Source organism: Jeotgalibacillus proteolyticus, assembly GCF_002926065.1.
Taxonomy (GTDB): domain Bacteria; phylum Bacillota; class Bacilli; order Bacillales; family Jeotgalibacillaceae; genus Jeotgalibacillus; species Jeotgalibacillus proteolyticus.
Map to the genome: position 1 here is coordinate 141,663 of NZ_PREZ01000008.1, position 18,769 is coordinate 160,431.

At 36.9% G+C, this 18,769-nt stretch carries 19 protein-coding genes; 8 read left to right on the forward strand and 11 right to left on the reverse strand.

Features of this window, described 5'->3' with window-relative positions; genetic code table 11:
• Nucleotides 1-6: 6 nt before the first annotated feature.
• Entirely contained in the window at nt 7-174 is a 168-nt protein-coding gene (locus C4B60_RS21550; protein ID WP_167578704.1) for a hypothetical protein, read from the reverse strand.
• Entirely contained in the window at nt 140-268 is a 129-nt protein-coding gene (locus tag C4B60_RS18680; RefSeq protein WP_104059555.1) for a 3-methyladenine DNA glycosylase, read from the reverse strand. Before C4B60_RS18680 ends, C4B60_RS21550 begins: the two co-directional genes overlap by 35 nt.
• Before the next feature lie 268 nt (nt 269-536).
• On the opposite strand from C4B60_RS18680, the gene mgrA reads away from it, so the two are divergent.
• The 3 genes from mgrA to C4B60_RS18695 all read left to right on the forward strand — a co-directional run bounded on the left by mgrA (nt 537) and on the right by C4B60_RS18695 (nt 3,905).
• The gene (gene mgrA, locus C4B60_RS18685) at nt 537-1,529 is read left to right on the forward strand and encodes an L-glyceraldehyde 3-phosphate reductase (RefSeq protein ID WP_104059556.1); all 993 of its coding nucleotides are present in this window, start codon (nt 537-539) and stop codon (nt 1,527-1,529) included.
• A 433-nt stretch (nt 1,530-1,962) separates the two neighbouring features.
• Nucleotides 1,963-3,180, forward strand: a complete 1,218-nt coding sequence (locus C4B60_RS18690) for an ATP-grasp domain-containing protein (RefSeq protein ID WP_104059557.1) — start codon at nt 1,963-1,965, stop codon at nt 3,178-3,180.
• 314 nt (nt 3,181-3,494) lie between these two features.
• Nucleotides 3,495-3,905 (forward strand): CotY/CotZ family spore coat protein, encoded by a 411-nt coding sequence (locus C4B60_RS18695; protein WP_104059558.1) that lies wholly within the window; start codon nt 3,495-3,497, stop codon nt 3,903-3,905.
• A gap of 131 nt (nt 3,906-4,036) precedes the next feature.
• Here C4B60_RS18695 and C4B60_RS18700 read toward each other — a convergent pair whose 3' ends face one another.
• The 3 genes from C4B60_RS18700 to C4B60_RS18710 all read right to left on the reverse strand — a co-directional run bounded on the left by C4B60_RS18700 (nt 4,037) and on the right by C4B60_RS18710 (nt 5,710).
• Nucleotides 4,037-4,186: a DUF3934 family protein gene (locus C4B60_RS18700; protein WP_104059559.1), complete on the reverse strand. Its 150-nt coding sequence runs from the start codon at nt 4,184-4,186 to the stop codon at nt 4,037-4,039.
• Nucleotides 4,187-4,369: 183 nt separating this feature from the next.
• A complete protein-coding gene (locus tag C4B60_RS18705) occupies nt 4,370-5,152 on the reverse strand; it encodes an SDR family oxidoreductase (RefSeq protein ID WP_104059560.1) in 783 nt (260 codons plus the stop codon).
• 111 nt (nt 5,153-5,263) lie between these two features.
• Nucleotides 5,264-5,710: a staygreen family protein gene (locus tag C4B60_RS18710; protein WP_104059561.1), complete on the reverse strand. Its 447-nt coding sequence runs from the start codon at nt 5,708-5,710 to the stop codon at nt 5,264-5,266.
• Between the two features lie 188 nt (nt 5,711-5,898).
• Here C4B60_RS18710 and C4B60_RS18715 point away from each other — a divergent pair, with 188 nt between their 5' ends.
• From C4B60_RS18715 to C4B60_RS18725, 3 genes are all read left to right on the forward strand, one after another.
• A complete protein-coding gene (locus C4B60_RS18715; RefSeq protein ID WP_104059562.1) occupies nt 5,899-7,116 on the forward strand; it encodes an ATP-grasp domain-containing protein in 1,218 nt (405 codons plus the stop codon).
• Nucleotides 7,117-7,133: 17 nt separating this feature from the next.
• The gene (locus tag C4B60_RS18720) at nt 7,134-7,541 is read left to right on the forward strand and encodes a CotY/CotZ family spore coat protein (RefSeq protein ID WP_104059563.1); all 408 of its coding nucleotides are present in this window, start codon (nt 7,134-7,136) and stop codon (nt 7,539-7,541) included.
• A 435-nt stretch (nt 7,542-7,976) separates the two neighbouring features.
• Nucleotides 7,977-8,969, forward strand: coding sequence for a C40 family peptidase (locus C4B60_RS18725; protein WP_104059564.1), 993 nt, complete (start codon nt 7,977-7,979; stop codon nt 8,967-8,969).
• A 106-nt stretch (nt 8,970-9,075) separates the two neighbouring features.
• Here C4B60_RS18725 and C4B60_RS18730 read toward each other — a convergent pair whose 3' ends face one another.
• The 4 genes from C4B60_RS18730 to C4B60_RS18745 all read right to left on the reverse strand — a co-directional run bounded on the left by C4B60_RS18730 (nt 9,076) and on the right by C4B60_RS18745 (nt 12,479).
• Nucleotides 9,076-9,840 carry a YheC/YheD family protein gene (locus C4B60_RS18730; protein ID WP_104059565.1) on the reverse strand — a complete coding sequence of 255 codons (765 nt, stop codon included), beginning with the start codon at nt 9,838-9,840 and terminating at the stop codon, nt 9,076-9,078.
• A 105-nt stretch (nt 9,841-9,945) separates the two neighbouring features.
• Nucleotides 9,946-10,170, reverse strand: coding sequence for a hypothetical protein (locus C4B60_RS18735; protein WP_104059566.1), 225 nt, complete (start codon nt 10,168-10,170; stop codon nt 9,946-9,948).
• Nucleotides 10,171-10,220: 50 nt separating this feature from the next.
• The gene (locus C4B60_RS18740; RefSeq protein ID WP_104059567.1) at nt 10,221-10,973 is read right to left on the reverse strand and encodes a YheC/YheD family protein; all 753 of its coding nucleotides are present in this window, start codon (nt 10,971-10,973) and stop codon (nt 10,221-10,223) included.
• 123 nt (nt 10,974-11,096) lie between these two features.
• Nucleotides 11,097-12,479, reverse strand: coding sequence for a Mur ligase family protein (locus tag C4B60_RS18745; protein ID WP_104059568.1), 1,383 nt, complete (start codon nt 12,477-12,479; stop codon nt 11,097-11,099).
• Between the two features lie 274 nt (nt 12,480-12,753).
• Between C4B60_RS18745 and C4B60_RS18750 the strand changes: the two genes are divergently transcribed.
• Nucleotides 12,754-13,983, forward strand: coding sequence for an ATP-grasp domain-containing protein (locus tag C4B60_RS18750; RefSeq protein WP_104059569.1), 1,230 nt, complete (start codon nt 12,754-12,756; stop codon nt 13,981-13,983).
• Between the two features lie 83 nt (nt 13,984-14,066).
• On the opposite strand, the gene C4B60_RS18755 is transcribed toward C4B60_RS18750, so the two are convergent.
• Entirely contained in the window at nt 14,067-16,232 is a 2,166-nt protein-coding gene (locus C4B60_RS18755; protein ID WP_104059570.1) for a YheC/YheD family protein, read from the reverse strand.
• Between the two features lie 232 nt (nt 16,233-16,464).
• Between C4B60_RS18755 and C4B60_RS18760 the strand changes: the two genes are divergently transcribed.
• Nucleotides 16,465-17,343, forward strand: a complete 879-nt coding sequence (locus tag C4B60_RS18760; RefSeq protein ID WP_167578705.1) for a YheC/YheD family protein — start codon at nt 16,465-16,467, stop codon at nt 17,341-17,343.
• A gap of 294 nt (nt 17,344-17,637) precedes the next feature.
• Here C4B60_RS18760 and C4B60_RS18765 read toward each other — a convergent pair whose 3' ends face one another.
• On the reverse strand, nt 17,638-18,609 hold the full coding sequence (locus C4B60_RS18765) for a phosphatidylglycerol lysyltransferase domain-containing protein (protein ID WP_104059572.1): 972 nt from the start codon (nt 18,607-18,609) through the stop codon (nt 17,638-17,640).
• Nucleotides 18,610-18,769: the final 160 nt, after the last annotated feature.

Consider the following 18,769-nt stretch of genomic DNA (forward strand, 5'->3'; position numbering starts at 1 on the left):
TTCTCCCTATCTGCTAGTCTTTTCATTCCCTTGTAATCCTAGCATATCCTCCTCTTTGTTGGAAAAATGAAGACTAAAATAACCTGCCGGCTTAGCTGCCGGCAGGTTTATTTCTTCCATCATCGTTTGATAGATGGTTTTAGGAATCAGAATGCTTCGGCTTATCGCTGTCACGCTGAGGATCGATATCCTGGCCTTCTTCTTTCTTCTTCTGCTGCTCGATTGAATCATTTTCCTTCTTTTTCTGATCTTTTTCATCTTTTGCCATGACTAATTCCTCCTCGTTTTTAGATTATTTTATATGTATTTCCTCTTGTTTTAATTTTAAACGTTCTTATTGGAAATAGATTAGGAGAGAATTTCTCTTAAACTATTATTTGTCGTAAGCCGCAGCTATTAATTTATTTTGCCTTTCCGCTGAAAGAATTTTTTACATTCTCTGCCTTATTTCTTTTCTTGTCGATAGAAATTCTATAAGATAAAAAGTAGATTAATTGTAAACGCTTTACTAATCTAAAATAAAAGGAGTAAAGAACATGCCCTATCTTGCAAATCAAGAACGCTATTCTGAAATGAAGTATAACCGCTGCGGCAGCTCAGGCCTTCTTCTTCCGGCTATTTCTCTTGGACTTTGGCATAATTTCGGTGGAGTGGATTCGGCAGAAAATGGACGGGCAATGCTCAGAAGAGCGTTTGATTTAGGCATTACCCATTTTGATCTCGCCAATAATTACGGACCACCTCCAGGTTCTGCTGAAGAACTGTTTGGCACGATGCTAAAAAGTGATTTTGCGCCGTATCGGGATGAGCTCGTGATTTCCTCCAAAGCAGGCTACCATATGTGGGACGGACCATATGGGGAATGGGGATCGAAAAAATATCTGGTAGCCAGCCTTGATCAAAGCTTAAAAAGAATGGGCCTTGATTATGTGGATATCTTTTATTCCCACCGGCCTGATCCTAACACCCCTCTCGAAGAAACGATGGGCGCTCTGGATCAGATTGTCCGGCAGGGTAAAGCTTTGTATGTAGGAATTTCAAGCTATGATGCAGAGCAAACGGCTCAGGCTATTTCTATTCTTAATGATCTTGGCACACCGCTTCTTATCCATCAGCCAAAATACTCCATGCTGAACCGTACGATTGAAGAGGGCGTCCAGGATGTACTTCAGGAAAACGGCGTTGGTTCCATTGCCTTTTGTCCGCTTCAGCAGGGCCTTTTAACAAACAAGTATTTAAATGGTGTTCCTGCTGAATCCCGTGCTGCAAAATCAACCGGTGCACTTGGAGAAAATGAAGTGACAGAAGAAGTAATCAGCAAGGTTCAGAAATTAAATGACATTGCATCAGAACGCGGACAAAGTCTTGCCCAAATGGCGCTTGCCTGGGTGCTGCGTGAAGGCAGGGTTACCTCTGCCCTATTAGGAGCAAGCAAGGTCAGCCAGATTGAAGAGAATGTAAAGGCTTTGGATCAGCTTGAATTCTCTACTGATGAATTAGGGGCAATCGAAAATATCCTCTCAGATTAATTTACGACTGAAAAAAGCCTCCTATTTTTGGCAATAGGATACGTTTCTTTGTATTACTTATAACTCAGTACCATAAATTACTCCTTTTACTTGAGTAATTAGGCTCAGCTAATAGACTTAAAGCACTGTACCCTCTGCATTAGGTAACATTGATTTGGCACTTCTAAAGAATACCTGCCTCCAAATGGAAGCAGGTATTTTTATTTATTAAAATTTTCTTCTTACAGTGTTTTAACTTCAAAATATGCCCCCAATCTTCGGTTTATTTTTATAGAAGTTTCTATAAGCCTACGCATCAGAATATTAATTTGAATATTTTAAAGTAATAGGTTCTATGCAGGAAGATTTGCTATTTAAAAATTTTTGAATGATAGTCTCAGCCAGGATTGTTTATAAATTCCCTATTAATTTAATCTATAAGGAGGTGGGATAAATGTATACCATTATTTTTATTGAAACAACAAAATCCGGATCAGCCAGGGAAGCAATCAAAGCCGCTCAACGTTTAGGGTACTTTACCATCCTTTTTACCAGGAGCGAAAAATTTATGAATCAGCGAAAAGAATTTCCAGATGTTTGTCAAATGATTCATTTAAAAGAGCTTACAGAACATGGTATTAGAAAAGAGATAATAGATTTACAGCAACAGAAAAAAGTCATTAAGGCAGTGGTCAGCTTTATGGATCCATACGTTTCTTTAGCTGCAAGAATTATGAATGAATTGTGTTATTCGGAAATTTCCGTTGAAGCTTTTGAGAAAATGGAAAATAAAGCTGAAACAAGAAAAGCGCTACGAAAAAATAGGGCCACACCCTGTTACAATGTATTTAATCCCAAAGACAAGCTAAAGCGATTTCTCACTCAAGAATTTACCTATCCTCTCATTGTAAAATCCCCTGTTTCAAAAGCATCAAAAGATGTTTATTTAGTTAAAAATAAGCTTAAATTGGAAAAAGAGATGACAAAAATGTTAAATTGCTACCCCGATCAAAATATTCTGCTTGAGGAATATTTAGAGGGTCCTCAATTTATAGCGGAGGTTATCGTGCATAAAGGGGAAATAAATATTGTTGCTGTTTTAAAGCAGCACATTACCAAAAAATTAAAATTTATTGTAACCGGTTATGCATTGCAGCCGAAACTTGATGAGAATTTATATAAAAGTTTATCTGCTGCAGTAAAATCAATTATTAAGGACCTTGAAGTAAAGAATGCTGCATGCCATATTGAAATCAGATATGTAAAGGGTGTGTGGAAATTGATTGAGGTTAACCCTCGAATCTCAGGCGGGGCCATGAACAGAATCATTGAGGAAGCATATGGCATTAATCTGGCAGAAGAAATCCTTAAAGTTTATCTTGGGTGTGAGCCTAACTTAACGCGGAAACATGAAAAAAATATTTATGCTTATTATTTAACAATTAACTCTTATGGAAGACTTTTAAAGGTTACAGGTAAAAACATGGCTTCTGCACAGCCCGGGGTAAGAGAAGTTCATATAAAGCCCCGTAAAGGAGCAAATCTGATGCCGCCCATTTCAATGGGCCATCGTTATGGGTATGTGATTGCTACGGGCAATACATTAAAAGAGGCCCAGACAAATGCTACAAAAGCGGCAGATCTTATTAAATTTTATTTGGAGCCGTTATAGGAGCCGAAAACAACCGCGCAAAGTGTTCTAAGGTTCTTTGGATTTCAAATGCCTCTAAACTATACTCTCTCTCTAAAAACTCGTGTAGGAATATAGGAATTGACGAAAACAAAAACCTCTGGATATTCGAAGTGAATTGGAGACCGGGTTGCAGAAACCGTGAATTTGATACTACTGCGAATACAATTCGCTATGCAGTTTACCTTGCCCGTAAACATCTTGAATAAAAGCAATTAATAGTTTGCTAGAAATGGATAAATTCTTATACCTTTAGAAATTGAAAAAAATACTGAACAGGAAGGAGGTGAATAAAGTTGGAGAAAACGAATTGCATTTCTAATGCAATGAAAATATTATTGAAGGAACAAGAAATATTATCAAAAAGAGATAAGGACTCCCTATTTATAAAGTCCAAGAAGATGGATACTATTCCCTTTATACTTACGGCTAAAAATAGTTCCACCCCGTTTACCGCTTATTCTAAATCTGGAGAAACTCCATTTTTTCGTATAGAAGAGATCGACAACCAAACGGGATGTGCTAAATTGTCATTACTTGAAGGCTACGATATGGATGGAACCCCCGCTGCCACCTGCAAAGATGTTTACTCCCTACGGAAAACAAAAGACTGTATTGTTGTGGTTTTAAATTGTTTTTGCGTCATAACTCCTCTTCCTCCAGAGCTTTTAAACAAACCCCTTCCCATCATTGAACCCCAAAAATAGTATTAGCATGTACAGCAGTGAATAAGAAAAGCCACAAGCCTATTGGCTTGTAGCTTTCTCTCTTATTATTAAATTTAGAGAGTTTTTCAGCAGCAGACTGTCCAATTCCAGCTTTACTTTTACTAGTTAGTTCACTGTGTTTCTGTTTCTGTGTTTTTTTTCGTTCCTTTGCTTTTATAGGGCTTAAAGCTCTTTGCTTTTTTCTGCCCTGCTTGCCAGCGGTTCCATCCTTTTTTACCGGTTCCGCTGCCAGTCCCACTTTTCTTTTTTGGTTTACTCATATATTCACCCTGTTTTTTAATCATTATATTGATTACATAATTTGCTTATTATCATAATCCTTTCCGAAAAGAACATTTCGGAGTCCTTTATTACCATACCATATTTTGTTCGGGGTTTCATTAGGGGAGCTGTTTATGCGACATAAAAAAACCTGCCTCCCTATGGAGACAGGCATTCCTATATTATATTTCCATCTTCCAGCGCTCCTGCTCCGTATCCTTCAGCTGTTTTTCCGTTTCTTCAGGGTAAACGGTGCGGAATTTATGCACGTCTGCCGGAATAATTTCAATCATTTTCTTAATCATATCTTCGGGATCAAATTCCTTTAACCCTTCCTCCTGCTCGATCATGTCTTGCTTTTTGGTAAAGTGTTCTTCTTCGTTATACCATTTCCACTTTTCCTCTGCGCTTCGTTTATTAAAGCCGGTAGCATAAGGTCCTGGATTAATGGTCGCGACTTTCACCCCAAATTGCTCAAGCTCTGGCTGCATTGTTTGAGCAATGCCTTCAAGCGCGTGCTTGGTAGCCGTATATGGTCCAACATACGGAGTTGCTGAAATTCCTGCCATCGAGCTTATAAAGACGATTTTTCCGCTTCCTTTTTTTACTAGCTTTTGTGCTGCCAGCTGGACAGATTCAAGCGTTGCAAATACATTGACCTCAAATAGCGCGCGGAAACGGTCCATCGGCACTTCCCCGAGCGGTCCGCCTTCGTTGATCGCTGCATTTGCAACGAAAATATCAAAATCGTATTGACTGATCTGTGCCAGATCCCTTTGATTGGTTATATCAAGCTTGAACACCTCAAGATCCAGTTCCTGCTCATCAGCTTCACGCATAAGATCTGTTTTTTGAGAGGTTAATTCGGTTGTCGCGATAACACGGTGGCCTTCCTTTGCCAGACCAAGTGCTGTTCCTTTGCCCAGTCCGCTTCCGGCACCTGTAATAAAGATTGTTTTGCTCATCCGGTATTCCTCCTAGAAAGTGTCATACCGTATTTGTTCCCATTCGCTAATAATGCAAAACATTTGAGAACCTATTAGCCTGTTTTCGCCACAGGTATTCTTGCCAATTAATTATTGATAATTACTTACAGTTCCCCAATACTCAAACCGATTATAACCGGGATCTGAAGAATCAAAATGAACCCAGATCGCACCCTGGGTAAGCTCAGGGTGAAGCATAAAAAATTCTCTGTCACCATACACGATCGCCTCCAGCGCAAGCGGAAGCTCCCTTCTGAAAATAGCATCACGAACTGCCATTGTTTGGGCTCCCACGGGACCATCTACATGGACATAGACAGATAAGAAAAGCCCCCCATTTTCTACTCTCCATTCAGCCATTACTTCATCTCTCATTGCAGTAATTTTGTCATAAGCATATTCCATGCTAATGGTAAGGAACAAATCAGCTGTTAAATCAGAATGAGTAAGGGTATATTTTCTTCCTATTATTGGACCTGCAGCATTGACACTATCACCCATTTCCACGAATAACTTATTAGGATTCAACTTCTTCATATTTCACCCGCCTCTGTTGAAACTTCTCCTATTTAATCTATGCTGCAGCCATTAAATGACTTAAAGATTTTCCCACTTTTTAAAAAAAGAATTAAATACCCTTTTTTCTGCACAAACCTTATTGAATTAAAATACTTTAATAAAAAGCAAAGCGTACACGAAGCATGGGAGGATGATGAGTCTGATTTATGAGAACGATTGTATTCATTGATAGTAATAAATCCGGCTCAAGCAGAGAGGCAATAAAAGCTGCTGCCAAACTTGGGTTCTATACCGTATTATTTACACCTAGAATGCGTTTTATTGAAAACAGAACTGATTTTCCTGATATACATCAAATGATTTATATAGACATAGCAGATTATCAAGCATTAAAAAACAACATTAAAAAATTGGGTAATGAAGGGAAGAAAATAGAAGCAATTGTGAGCTTTATCGATCCCTATGTACACATCGCAGCAAAATTGGGCTGTGAACTGGGCATCTCCTCCTTTTCTTCGAAGCCTTATGAAATCATGGAAAATAAATGGTTAACACGGGAACATTTACAAGGTCTTCCCGTGTCTCCGGATTTCAAAACTTTTCATCAATCTGACTCTTTAGAATGGTATCTATCGCATCATAAAGAACAATTCCCGCTAATCGTGAAATCAGCTGTATCTACTGGTTCAAAAGATGTCCTGCTTGTGAAAAATAAAACGCAGCTGGCTAAAGCAATAAATACTTTACTTTCAAAGGGAAATAATGAGGTTTTAATGGAGGAGTATCTAGAGGGCCCCCAATATTTAATTGAAACATGCATTTACAATGGGGAGCTTTATATTGTAGCCGTCATCCAACAGGAAATTACATTTATAAAACGATTTATTGTTACGGGTTATTGCATACTGGCAAATTTAGATCCTGAATTTTTATATGGAATTTATCAAACAGTCAGTTCAATCATCAACACTTTTCAATTGCAAAATGGATCCTGCCATCTGGAACTGAGATTAGTAAACGGAAGCTGGAAGCTCATTGAAATAAACCCGCGCATCTCGGGTGGTGCAATGAACAGGATGATCGAGATCGCCTATGGCATAAATTTAGCAGAAGAGACCATCAAAATCGCGTTAGGAAAAAAGCCCAACCTGGAAAAGAAACACCGAAAATTTGTTTATACCCACTATTTAACTAGTGATGAAACAGGCACGGTAATAAAAGTAACAGACACAAAAAGCTTCTCTACTATGCCGGGAATACAGGAGGTCTTCATTAAGCTAAAAAAAGGAATGGTAGTACATCCGCCTTTATCTATGGGTGATCGTTATGGCTATATCATTGCTGCTTCTGATTCTAAAAACGAGGCCATCCGCCTGGCGAAGGAAGCAGCAAAAGAAATTACATTTTATATAGAACCTATTTAATGCTGGAGTGAAAGCAAATGGTAAATAAAGAGGAAAAAAATCAGCTTATTATAATTATGAAAAACATTCTTGATACACAAAATAAAAGCAATTTAATGCCCTTCAAACATCTTTTTAAAGATACTATTCCTATTGTTTTATATACCAATCCAGATTGCAGCCCCTACTTTTGTGATTTCACCTTCGCCTCAGAAGAGATTCGATCCTGCTTCTTTCGTATTGAAGAAATCACAAATTCAGCGGTATCTTTAACCCCCCTTCTGCCTTTAAATGAAGAGGGGAAGTATAATAATACAGAATCCAATCCCTGCGGACTTAAAAAAACATCTGTAAAAGTCAGCCTACCGCTTCATCAGCTCAGTGCAATTCAATGCCTTGACCCTAAATTAGTAAACCGGAAAATTATTAGGGTTGATCAAAAATAACTGTTGTTATTTGCACTTTCCCTTATTGCAGGAAGAACACAAGTTAAGCTTCATTCTCATGTTGCATCTTAAGTGCTGAACCTCAAAAAGTAAAAAGGGCTTTTGCTTATTTATAGCAAAAGCCTCCCTATACCCTAATGGTATCCGTCGATAAAGGCGTTTTTTTTGTGTGCAGAAAACGCTCCTTGTCCTATTGTAATAGGCGAAACGATCAATTTTAGAGAAAAAAACTGCATTGATCTCCCCTAATAAGCAAATGTCATATATATTTCTTGCGTTGTAATCATTGTAATCAAAATTTAAACTTCTATTGAAAACCCTTTTGTAATAAGGGCTGAGCAAGGTTTAATAGATATTGATGGAAGGTTTTACCTCATAAATCCGTCAATTATCCGTGATAGAATCTAACATGAATTAAACATCAGGAGGGAAACAATGAAAAAACAATTAGGTACAATATCACTAGCACTTACACTTGGTATAAGTTCACTTGGAGCAGCACCTTCAGCCCTTGGTGCAATGCCTTCAGGTTATGGAGCAGCACCTTCAGATCAAGCAACACCATCAGATCATGAGGAAGTTCGTTCAGACACTGCAGTTGCAGCTTCTAACCAGGTTAACGAAGAAGTAGAAAATGCAAAGGCTGATGAAATCATTAGTTTTGCTAAAAGTTTAATAGGAAAAGCTACATACGGGTCTGATTATAGTTACACTTATCCCTATCAATTTAAATGTGCATCATTCATAGAGTTCATCTTTCAATCTGAAGGTATTCATCTGGGAAGCCGTGACGAGAACTATATGGTTCAGCAAGGAGAATATGTTTCAAGAGACCAATTAGAGAAAGGTGATTTAGTCTTCTTTAAAAGATCATCTTCTTCAACGACTCCAAACCATGTAGGTATGTACATTGGAAATAACCAGATCATTCATATGGCTAACGAAAAACTCGATATTGTAATTTCCGATCTCGATAGTACATCCTATTACAAAGATAATTATATGACTGCCAGAAGAGTCCTGCCGTCTTTACTTCCATCAAATCCGCCAACTAAAGCGGATAATATTATTGAAAATGCTTATGGCTTAATGGATGAGGTAGAAATGGGCAGAGTTAATGACGAAGCATCTATGAAATTTTCGGGTGGAGGTTACGTCAATTATATTTACAAAATAAATGGAATTGATCTTGGTGCAACGTCTGTAAAAGATCTCTCAGAAATAGGCAGAACTGTATCCCGTGATAACTTGGAAAAAGGGGATTTAATTTTCATAGGTTCTACACCAGGATCTACTACGCCTAGCAGGGTAGCTATTTATGCGGGCGACAGCAGAATAATAGTGCCTAGTTCGGAAGGAATTAGTTCAAGGGTTCTTTTGTCTGATTATTATAGCAGCCACTATATAACAGCAAAACGCGTATTTTAATAAAAAAGTATCAAAGCTTGATCTTTTAGATAAAATAGAAAGAGGCATTCGTTTGCGATATATAGCTGCGAATGCTTCTTTTTATTTTATTCAGTTAATTATATGTTTATCCCTTTAGATGCATAGAGCGTATCGCTTTAATTTGTTTTCGCATTTCCCCATTGCCGACTTTGGAGAAATTGCCGACCCCAGGGCTTGTATTTATTTCAAATAATACTGGATCCATACATTTACTGATGCCAAAATCAATTCCGTATTCAATTTGTGGAACAGCTGTTGCAGCTACTCCGGCTGCTATAATTGACACTTCCTTAATGCAATTAATCAGGTCATTCTTCTTTTTATCGTCCATACCTAAATGCTCTGACAACAATGTATCTATCGTCATAAGCTCAGCTCCCCGGTGTGAGTTAATCACGCCGCTGCTGGTTGTTTCTTCGGTCGCAACCTTTCCATACATCCCTCCAATCACCCATTCTCCTTTTAGCAGCTGAACATGTACCCGAATGGATAACGGCAACCCAGTTGGAGTCAGGCTTGGAATACCCTCCTGAACAAGATATCCGCCAAATCTATTGATAGGATGCAAAACAGGTTCAAACTCCTCAATCTTTTTGACATCCATCTTTATTTTTTCTCCATTAAGAGTATAACCATTAAAACAATAGAGTCCATCCTTATTTTTATATACTTTAAAAATTCCTTTCCCTTGCCCTCCTCTATCATTTTTTAAATAGACGCTTTCATACCGTTTCAGTAAATCAGTCAAGTTTTCAACTGTAAATAAAGCTGTTTCTGGAATGAATTTAGAAAGGGCTGGATGTTTACTTAACAGGATATATTGCAGCCACTTACCTAGTCGTTTTTTCAAAAAAAAACCTCCTTTTCAGTTTCTGGTCATACAGTTATTGTATGTCTATCCGCAACTCGTGCCTGGGTCTGTTTATTAGAATAATCCTTAAAAATAATTTATATTTCAAAACACTGGACAAAGCGAATACAGCCTTAAATCAGTTATTCCTTCTTTTGAAACTTTGAAGCTAATGTAATCATCCCTTTTGAATACATATCCTTTAAATAGGACAATTGTATTTTCATCTACACTCTTTTTTTCCGACTTTAATAATTTTTCCTTTGAAATCAGTAACATCAATTTAATAAATAACTCAAGATTTGTTTCATTTAAAATTGAAAGAAGCATTCGTTTGAGCTGCAAATGCTTCCTTTTGTTTTCTTCAGCTAATTATATATTTATCCCTTTAGGTGCATAGAGCGTATCGCTTTAATTCGTTTTCGCATTTCCCCATTGCCAATTTTAGAAAAATCGCCGACCCCGGGGCTTGTATTTATTTCATATATTACCGGATTCCCAGATTGACTGATACCAAAATCAATCCCATATTCTATTTCGGGAACAGCTGTTGAAGCCACTTCGGCTGCTATAATTGACGCTTCCTTAATGCATTTAATCAGTTCATTCTGCTCCTTTTTGTCCATACCTAAATGCTCCGACAGCAATTTATCCACTGTCATGATTTGAGCTCCCCGGTGCGAGCTGCCGGTTGTTTCTTCCGCTGCAACCTGTCCATATATCCCTCCAATCATCCATTCTTCTTTGAGCAGCTGGACATGTACCCGAAGAGAAAATGGTAATCCATGTGAAGTTAGGCTAGGAATACCCGCCTGGACAAGATATCCGCCAAATCTATTTATTGGATGCAGCACAGCTTCGAACTCATCAACCTTTTCCACATTCATCTGTATTTTTTTCCCATTAAGAGTATAGCCATTAAAACAATAAAGCCCCTCTTGATTTTTAGTAACTTTAAAGATTCCTTTCCCTTGCCCTCCTCTATTATTTTTCAAATAGACGCTTTCATACCGTTTCAGTAAATCAGTCAAGTTTTCAATTGTGTATAGACGTGTTTCGGGAATGAATTTAGAGATGATGGGATGTTTACTAAATAATGAATATTGCAGCCATTTACCTAGTCTTTTTTTCAAAAAAAAACCTCCTTTTAGTGTCTAGACATACAGTTAATGTATGTTCAGCGGTACCCTCTGCTTGGGTAAAAATTATATTCGATTATCAAAAACACTGATTAATATTGATCAGACTTACATGAGTTATTCTTTCTTTTGAAACTTTGAAGCTAAATTAACCATGCCCTTTGAATACATATTACCTTTGAATAGGACAATTGTATTTTCATCTACAATCTTTTTTAAGAGACGATAAACAGAGCTGCTTTTATTGATTGAGTAGACTTGCAATTCAGGATTATTTTTCTTTGCTTGATCGGCCATAATACTTGCCAGAGTATTACCTTTCACAATAAGAATATCTACACTATGTTCAGCAATCATCTCCCCTGCCTGCTGATTAATAGTTTTCCCCCAAGATCCTAATCCTGTTATGCTTCCAACTACTGCGATTTTTTTCTTCCCTTTTCCAATTTCCTCTAACACCTTAATAGCTGCCTCTAAAGAAGTAGAGGTTAAGCTCCATGTATCATCTATCAGAACCGATCCATTTATCCCATCGACCACTTGAAGCTGCCTATCAAACTTTTGAAAGGTTTTTAGCCGTATTACGGCTTCCTGAATACCAATGCCTGTTTCATAAACCGCGGCAAGTGCGGCTAATGCATTATACACTTGATGCTCACCAAGTCCCGGCACATATACCGGATAGCTTTGCTGGTTGTGCAAAAGATTAAAATGCATGCCGTTTTCCAGGAAATTTATGTCTGTTGCTCTAAAATCGCTCAAGTGACCTTTTCCGACTTTAATAATTTTTCCTTTGAAATCAGTAAAATCAATTTTTTTAGTATTTATGTCGTCTTGATTAATAATAAGTACACCTTTATGATCGAGGATCTTTGCCATATCCCCTTTTGCTTCAATATAGGATTCGATTGATTCGCAATGACGTAAATGATGAGCGCCAATATTGGTGATGATTCCAATTGTTGGTTTAAAATACTCCCCTGCATATAACACATCTCCAGGTGATCCAACCGCAGCTTCAAATACAGCGGCCTCGGTATCATCATCTATACTTAGCAGGTATTGCAAATGAGCAGTACGTGAATTATTGGTCTTCTTTGTAGCAGCTACTTTTTTATTCTTAGACAAAATATGCCGAATCATTTCCTTAGTAGTTGTTTTTCCAGTTGTTCCTGTTACAGCAACAACTGGAATATCAAACTGATTTCTATAGTAAGTTAGAAATTCCCAATATGCATTTTCTGTTGATTCTACTTCGATAATAGTTAAATTCTCAAGATGCTGAGTTTTTTTGTAGTCTTTATGAGTGACAACAATTAACGGGAAAAATTCTTCTAATTCCGTCCAGTTCCTAATTGTATATTTGGCAAAGAGGATAGTATTTTTTTTGTGAATTTGCTTAAGACGATAAGCGCCATACTCGACTACTGCATCATCAGATCCCTGGATTAATTCACCATCTATGATAGTTCTAATATCTTTAACGGTAATAGGGTTCACGGGAAACGTTTCACTCCTTTCCTTACTACTTGCATAGTATGTTTCAGCAGCTTTCTTTGCCTGTATAGATAACTGAGGGATTAACTCAAATTTTAGAAATTATAGCCCTTTTTTCTTATAGCCCAGATCATTCTACTAATATATCAATAGTTATTAATCATATAGTCAACTTCTATATTAAATTACTGAAGTTGGTATAAATAACCACACCAATATGACTTTATTTCATAAATATATATAGACGGTTATTGATTGATTGAATTATTTATAGGGAGTGGAACTCTTGAAAACAATACTTTTTATAGGTACTAATAAATCCGGTTCAAGCAGAGATGCCATTTTTGCTGCTAAACGCCTTGGATTTTTTACGGTTGTATTCACTAATAACGAAAACCAAATTCAACAGAGGGACCAGTATCCTGATGTTCATAAAATGATATTTATAGATACAGACAACCTGCAAGATATGAGAGAAGAAATAAAACGCTTACGTTCGAAAGGAATGTATATTGAGACAATTGTTAGTTTTGTAGATTCATCTGTGCTCAGTGCTTCACTACTTTGTGATGAATTTTGCAAGAACCACTTTTCATCTAGAGCCATTAAATTAATGAATAATAAGGAAGACACAAGATTGTTTTTAGAAGGTCAGCCTTATACACCTTTTTTTACAGTTATTAAACCTGGAGAAGAAATCTCTTTTGAAACGATTTTGCCTAAGTTTACATTTCCTGTTATTGTTAAATCTCCGAATTCTACTGGCTCGAAAGATGTCCTGCTGGCAGAAAAAGAGGAGCAGTTAAAAAATCATACCTTAATGCTGCAAGCAAAAGATCCGAATGAATCAATTATTGTAGAGGAATACATTACAGGTGACCAATACTTAGTGGAGGCAGTCGTATACAAGGAAGAGGTCATGATTGCAGGTGTTATTGAACAGGAAATAACGAAGGGGAAAAGATTTATTATAACAGGCTATGGTGTTATGGCCGAAATACCAAAGGATATTAAAGCTGGGATTGAAGAGGTTCTTCATTCTATTGTTAAGAAATTAGAAATCATAAATGGAGCACTGCATCTTGAATTGAGACGAAGTCCGAATGGGTGGAAGCTTATTGAAATAAACCCGAGAATTTCTGGCGGTGCAATGAATAAAATGATCCAAGCTGCCTTTGGATTCAGTTTGGTTGAAGAAACATTAAAATTGGTTTTAGGTGAAAGGCCTTCAGTAGTACCGAAACAGAAAAAATTTGTTTTTACCCAATACCAAATTGCCTCTGAACAAGGAATTTTAGAAAGAGTGACGGGAAAGGGAAAGGCTAAAAAGTCCCCAGGGATCGTAGACGTTTATGTAAAACCCAAAAAAGGAACTTTGCTATTCCCTCCTCTATCAATGGGACATCGATACGCCTATGTAATCGCAGCAGGTAATACGATGGACGAAGCAAAGAGATTTGCCAAAAATGCTGTAAATGAAATTAAGTTCCACCTAAAAAAAGAATAATACCTTTAGATCTTCTATTCTTAAAGAGAAAAAAGGTACCCCGGGAATTTTACAATCCCGGGGTACCTTTCATGTCATAGTATCTATTTGAAGGTTTTCTTTAAAAATTGAATCGTTTCATACATGTTTATCCTGCTGGCACCCTTCACTAAAATAGTGTCTTCCTTTTCTACAACCGTTTTTAGAAATTCATGCATTTCTTCTTTATTATCAAAGTGATGAACACTGTTTGAAGGAAATCCCTTTAATTTCGCCTGATTACCCATTATTTCTGTTTGATCGCCATAGGTAATAAAAAGATCAATTTCTTTCTCATACACATAGTCTCCAATTTTCCGGTATTCTGCCTCTCTTAATTTTCCCAGGGCTCTGATTTCTCCAATAACAGCTATTTTTCGGTTTTTACCGATATTTGAAAGCACATCAATTGCTGCTCTTACTCCTTCAGGATGAGAGTGAACCGTATCATCTATTAGAGTAATATTATGCCGTCGATTATAAACGGTTAACCTCCTCGCCGGTTTATTAAATAATAACCCTGCTTGGATTTGCATTGGAGTTAAACCTAAGTGGTCTGCCACAGCAATGGCATTAAGAGCATTATATACATGATGTTCACCAAAAATAGGAATGAAAAATTTTACTTCAATTCCCTGTAGTGTCATTTTGAAATACATCCCATTTTCCGCATATTCGATTTGATAGGCTTTGTAGTCAGCCTTTGACTTAATTCCAATTGTAATGATCTTTCCTCTAAATTCTTTTGTCTCCAAATACCTGGAATTCCGATTATCCTTGTTAATAATAAGCAATCCTTCTTGATCCATTCCGTGGATTAATTCTGATTTAGCCTTAGCAATTCCTTTTATATTGCTTTTGAATGAACCAACATGTGCAAGTCCGACATTTGTCACAATACTGATATTAGGCTTAATAATGCTGCAGTGTTTTGTTATGGTTCCAGGAGAGGACATTCCATACTCCAAGACGACTGCTTCATGAGATTTATCAATTTCAGAGGCATGAATTTCAGTATGCTGAGCCGTATTCCAATAATCCTTTGATTCAAAAGTGTTCCATTTATTTGAAAGGATAGAAGCAAGCATGGCTTTCGTGGTCGTTTTCCCGGCACTTCCTGTTATTGCGATAATTGGCATTTCACCCTTCGCTTTATTCTTTCTTTTCGCTGCTTCGATTTTCGCTTTAATTGCATCTTGGCTATTTGCCAGATATTTAGCATATCTAATAGAATTTTGGACAACATCCATTTCTAAATAAAATGTGGGAGGACACCCTGGAAGCCAGTTTACTTCATAAATCCATATTTTTAAATTCTCGTCTAATCCAATATCAATTCCTATTTCATCAATTACCTCTCCATATAGCTGCATTTGAAGTTCATCAAGATGCTGAGCTAAAGATAATGAAAAATGTTCGAGTGTGCCCTTAATATTAGTGGCTTCTTCTCCAAATTCCTGCTTTAAAAATGGAGTTAAGTAATTGGTATACCCCCCATTATTAATGTTGGGTATAATGGAGCCTTTTGGGGCAATTCGCGGATAAATGGATGTAATGACCCATTCGCCATGACCGTCTTTTTGAGCATGTAGTCTAAAGTCGTAAATTTGTCCTGATTTGTTAATAGATTTTATATAGGGCTGCATAATATACGTTTCAGCAGAAAGCCTTTCATCTATCAGGCTTCTCAGCTCATTTTTTGTATAATAACTGGAATCCGAATCCTTCGTTACCAAAAATTTATCTTTTTCAATGGATATAAAGTAGATCCCTTTTCCTTTCCTGCCGTCAAAGGGTTTAAATACAACACTTCGGAACCCTGAGAGATAGTGGAAAAATTTATCAGTATCACTTGTAATTTTTTCTGAAGGGATTAAATAATGAGAAAAATCCTTTCCTTTTTTTAAACGCTCATAAACACTCCACTTGTTTCCGATGGAATTTGTCGTAAAAGGGATCATTTCTCTTAACCTTTGAACAACCTTTAAAGACTTTGCCAATTTATTTGGGTCACCCGCATTATAAATGACATCGGGGAAGGGCATAATTCGATCCACCCACAAGCCATGTTCTAAAACTTTCCCCTCAATAGACCTATTAGAAAAATTCACCTTGCCAGGCGTGAAGTAAAAAAACCCGACGCCTTCTGCTTTTGCGACTGCTGCAAAAGCATACGTCTTTCTTACATTGGCCGGATCTTTTCGGTGATGCAGCATCCCTATAAGTGTCATAGCATAAACTCCTTTATTCATCTAAAAACCTACTTTATATTACATTCAGATGGTCAGTGTTTTGAAATGGACAGACGTTTACTTTTAGGTAAAAAAATAGAGCTTATAGGGATATGAAAAGGTATAGAGAAAAGGTGTTCTTTGAAAATTGTATTTAGGCATTGCTACAGGCAATCATATGAATCGTTCATATATTAATAGAAGATAATATTAATGCATGGAGTGAATTCATTTGAAACAAAACTCAAGGTTTAATAAATGGTACAAACATCAGCTATTACTGGAAAGTAAGCATCTAAAAAGATTCTTACCTGAGACTCACTTATATACAATTGAAAAGTTTTGGGAAATGATGGATCAATATAACGAGGTCATCTTAAAGCCTTCAGTTGGGAATGGAGGAAAAGGAATAATAAAAGTATCAAAAACTGATGGCGATAAAGTCGAGGTTAATCTTCAGAAGTCGAAAAAACAAATCATGTTTATAAACGATATTGAACAGCTTTTAGGAGAAAAACTAGAAGGACAGCAGTATCTTCTTCAATATTGCATCCCTCTTGCAAAAGTAAATGGCAATGTGATAGATTTCCGCTATATCACCCAACGCAATAAAGGAGATACCAAATGGGACATCACTGGGAAGTATGGGAAAATCGCTAAAGATGGGTATATAACTACTAACATACTGAATGATGGAAATTTGGTAACTGTTGAAGAAGCCCTTTCAAGGTCAAATATTAAGAATTTTGACTTAGAACAAACAATGGATGCTTTAGACCATTTATCTTTAGCACTCTCAACCTGTTATGCTAATAGCTTCAAAAATCAAAATATCTGGGGCTTTGATCTAGCTGTTGATGAATTTGGGGGTATTTGGATAATTGAAGCAAATGCGACCCCAGGGTTTGTTCCCTTCGAGAAACCGGGATTTTCAGAAATGGGTAAAAAAATAAATTCATATTTAGAGGTCGGAAAGCAAATAGATCTTCCAGAAATTCAAGGATTGGAAGAAGACCCAGGAAAACAGGTTCCTAACCGAAATAAAAAAAGAAAGGGAATCCTTCTATTAAAAGATTTATTTCAGATATTCTTAGACAAGTTTAACAAGTAATAAGGAAGAGGATATTTCTCCATGCAAAGGGAAAACCCGCTGAGACACGGTAAAACGTGCTTCAGCGGGTTTTCTGTTTTCAATCGAACGAAAAACGTTACAAATAGATGAAATTTCATCCTTTCCGGAAAAAATTATTTCCGCTGCCAGCTTACGAGAGGCTAGGCACGTTCTATTCGGTTAAACATAAAATATATAACCTAACCTGGTCAGAGGGGTCGTTCTGATGTAAGCAATTGCTTTGTTGTTTCTTTACTATCCCTTTAAACATTCATGGGGATTCACAACCTAATTTCATTTCAGATAAAGACGGTACCTTTTAGCGTTAAGAACCGGTCTGAACTTATCCTTAAATTTCTGTAACCCTCCATTATCACTGTAATCACTTCCTATATTGATCATCTCCACACCAGGATTCATGTTAAAAATTTCACGGGCAAATTCAACATTTAAAAACTCGGATAATCCATCATATCCTTTAAGGCTTTTTAAAAATGCACTCCAAGCCTGGCCATGAGGCAGGATGCCGCCTGTTACCACGCCCACTACCTCCCCCTTTGTCTCAGCAACCAGGACTATATGTTCTAATTTTTGATTGTTTTTCATTATTTTCCTGTAAGCCTGATCATCCCATATTTTTGAATATTTACTACCTGAAGTTCGATTCCATGAATCCTTAAAGTTTACTAAGGTGCGATAATCTGAAGGCTTGGCCTTTCTTACTACAGTATCGGGATAGTTTCTTAAAAAGCGGTTAATTTTTTGTCTAACTTCTTTGAATTCCTTCCCATGTAATTGAATAACCTTATTTACACTAATGTGCCGGTCCCTGCCATTTAATTTTGCAAAACGAAAGTTTTGATTAAAGAGAGAAGATGTCTGTATAAAGGAAAGCTGCTTTTTTGAGATTGCTCTCACACGAGTTTTTCCCTGCTTTCCATTGTTCCATTGATGGCAAAATTTCAAACATTTTAATAAGACTTCTGTTACTTTATCTGCATCCCCATAGCCGAATGGAAGAAAAGCGATTTGAAGAATATTTCTTCTTGTAAGCTTAAAAGTGACGAGCATCCCCCTTACAACTTTCCATAAAACAAGTTCAGAATCTGGCTGAGAGGCAGCCCAGAGGTAGTCAAAGTTAGAAGACCATAAATCAGTTGGATATTGGGTTTTTTGAATATAGTTTGCGTATAAACTCTTGTCCTGAATAGTAATCCGATAAAACTTCCATTTCCCTAAAATCACCTCTCGTGAATCAGTTTTCATTCTTTAACCCCTTTTAATCGGCATTATTTTGTTCCTTTATATATTATTTTTGAATTTTTATTTTCGCTTGTTCATTCGTCCAGATTTTCGTTAAATTTTCGGGTTATCCAAGCATTTAGATTAGAATTTCATATCCTGAAAGAATGTATTGAAAGGATTG

What these genes read in the sequence shown, in the direction of transcription:
- C4B60_RS18690 (WP_104059557.1), top strand. Translation starts at nt 1,963, where the DNA reads ATGTATACCATTATTTTTATTGAAACAACAAAATCCGGATCAGCCAGG.
- C4B60_RS18705 (WP_104059560.1), bottom strand. Translation starts at nt 5,152, where the DNA reads ATGAGCAAAACAATCTTTATTACAGGTGCCGGAAGCGGACTGGGCAAA.
- C4B60_RS18700 (WP_104059559.1), bottom strand. Translation starts at nt 4,186, where the DNA reads ATGAGTAAACCAAAAAAGAAAAGTGGGACTGGCAGCGGAACCGGTAAA.
- C4B60_RS18715 (WP_104059562.1), top strand. Translation starts at nt 5,899, where the DNA reads ATGAGAACGATTGTATTCATTGATAGTAATAAATCCGGCTCAAGCAGA.
- C4B60_RS18680 (WP_104059555.1), bottom strand. Translation starts at nt 268, where the DNA reads ATGGCAAAAGATGAAAAAGATCAGAAAAAGAAGGAAAATGATTCAATC.
- mgrA (WP_104059556.1), top strand. Translation starts at nt 537, where the DNA reads ATGCCCTATCTTGCAAATCAAGAACGCTATTCTGAAATGAAGTATAAC.
- C4B60_RS18735 (WP_104059566.1), bottom strand. Translation starts at nt 10,170, where the DNA reads ATGCTTCTTTCAATTTTAAATGAAACAAATCTTGAGTTATTTATTAAA.
- C4B60_RS18765 (WP_104059572.1), bottom strand. Translation starts at nt 18,609, where the DNA reads ATGAAAACTGATTCACGAGAGGTGATTTTAGGGAAATGGAAGTTTTAT.
- C4B60_RS18725 (WP_104059564.1), top strand. Translation starts at nt 7,977, where the DNA reads ATGAAAAAACAATTAGGTACAATATCACTAGCACTTACACTTGGTATA.
- C4B60_RS18710 (WP_104059561.1), bottom strand. Translation starts at nt 5,710, where the DNA reads ATGAAGAAGTTGAATCCTAATAAGTTATTCGTGGAAATGGGTGATAGT.
- C4B60_RS18720 (WP_104059563.1), top strand. Translation starts at nt 7,134, where the DNA reads ATGGTAAATAAAGAGGAAAAAAATCAGCTTATTATAATTATGAAAAAC.
- C4B60_RS18755 (WP_104059570.1), bottom strand. Translation starts at nt 16,232, where the DNA reads ATGACACTTATAGGGATGCTGCATCACCGAAAAGATCCGGCCAATGTA.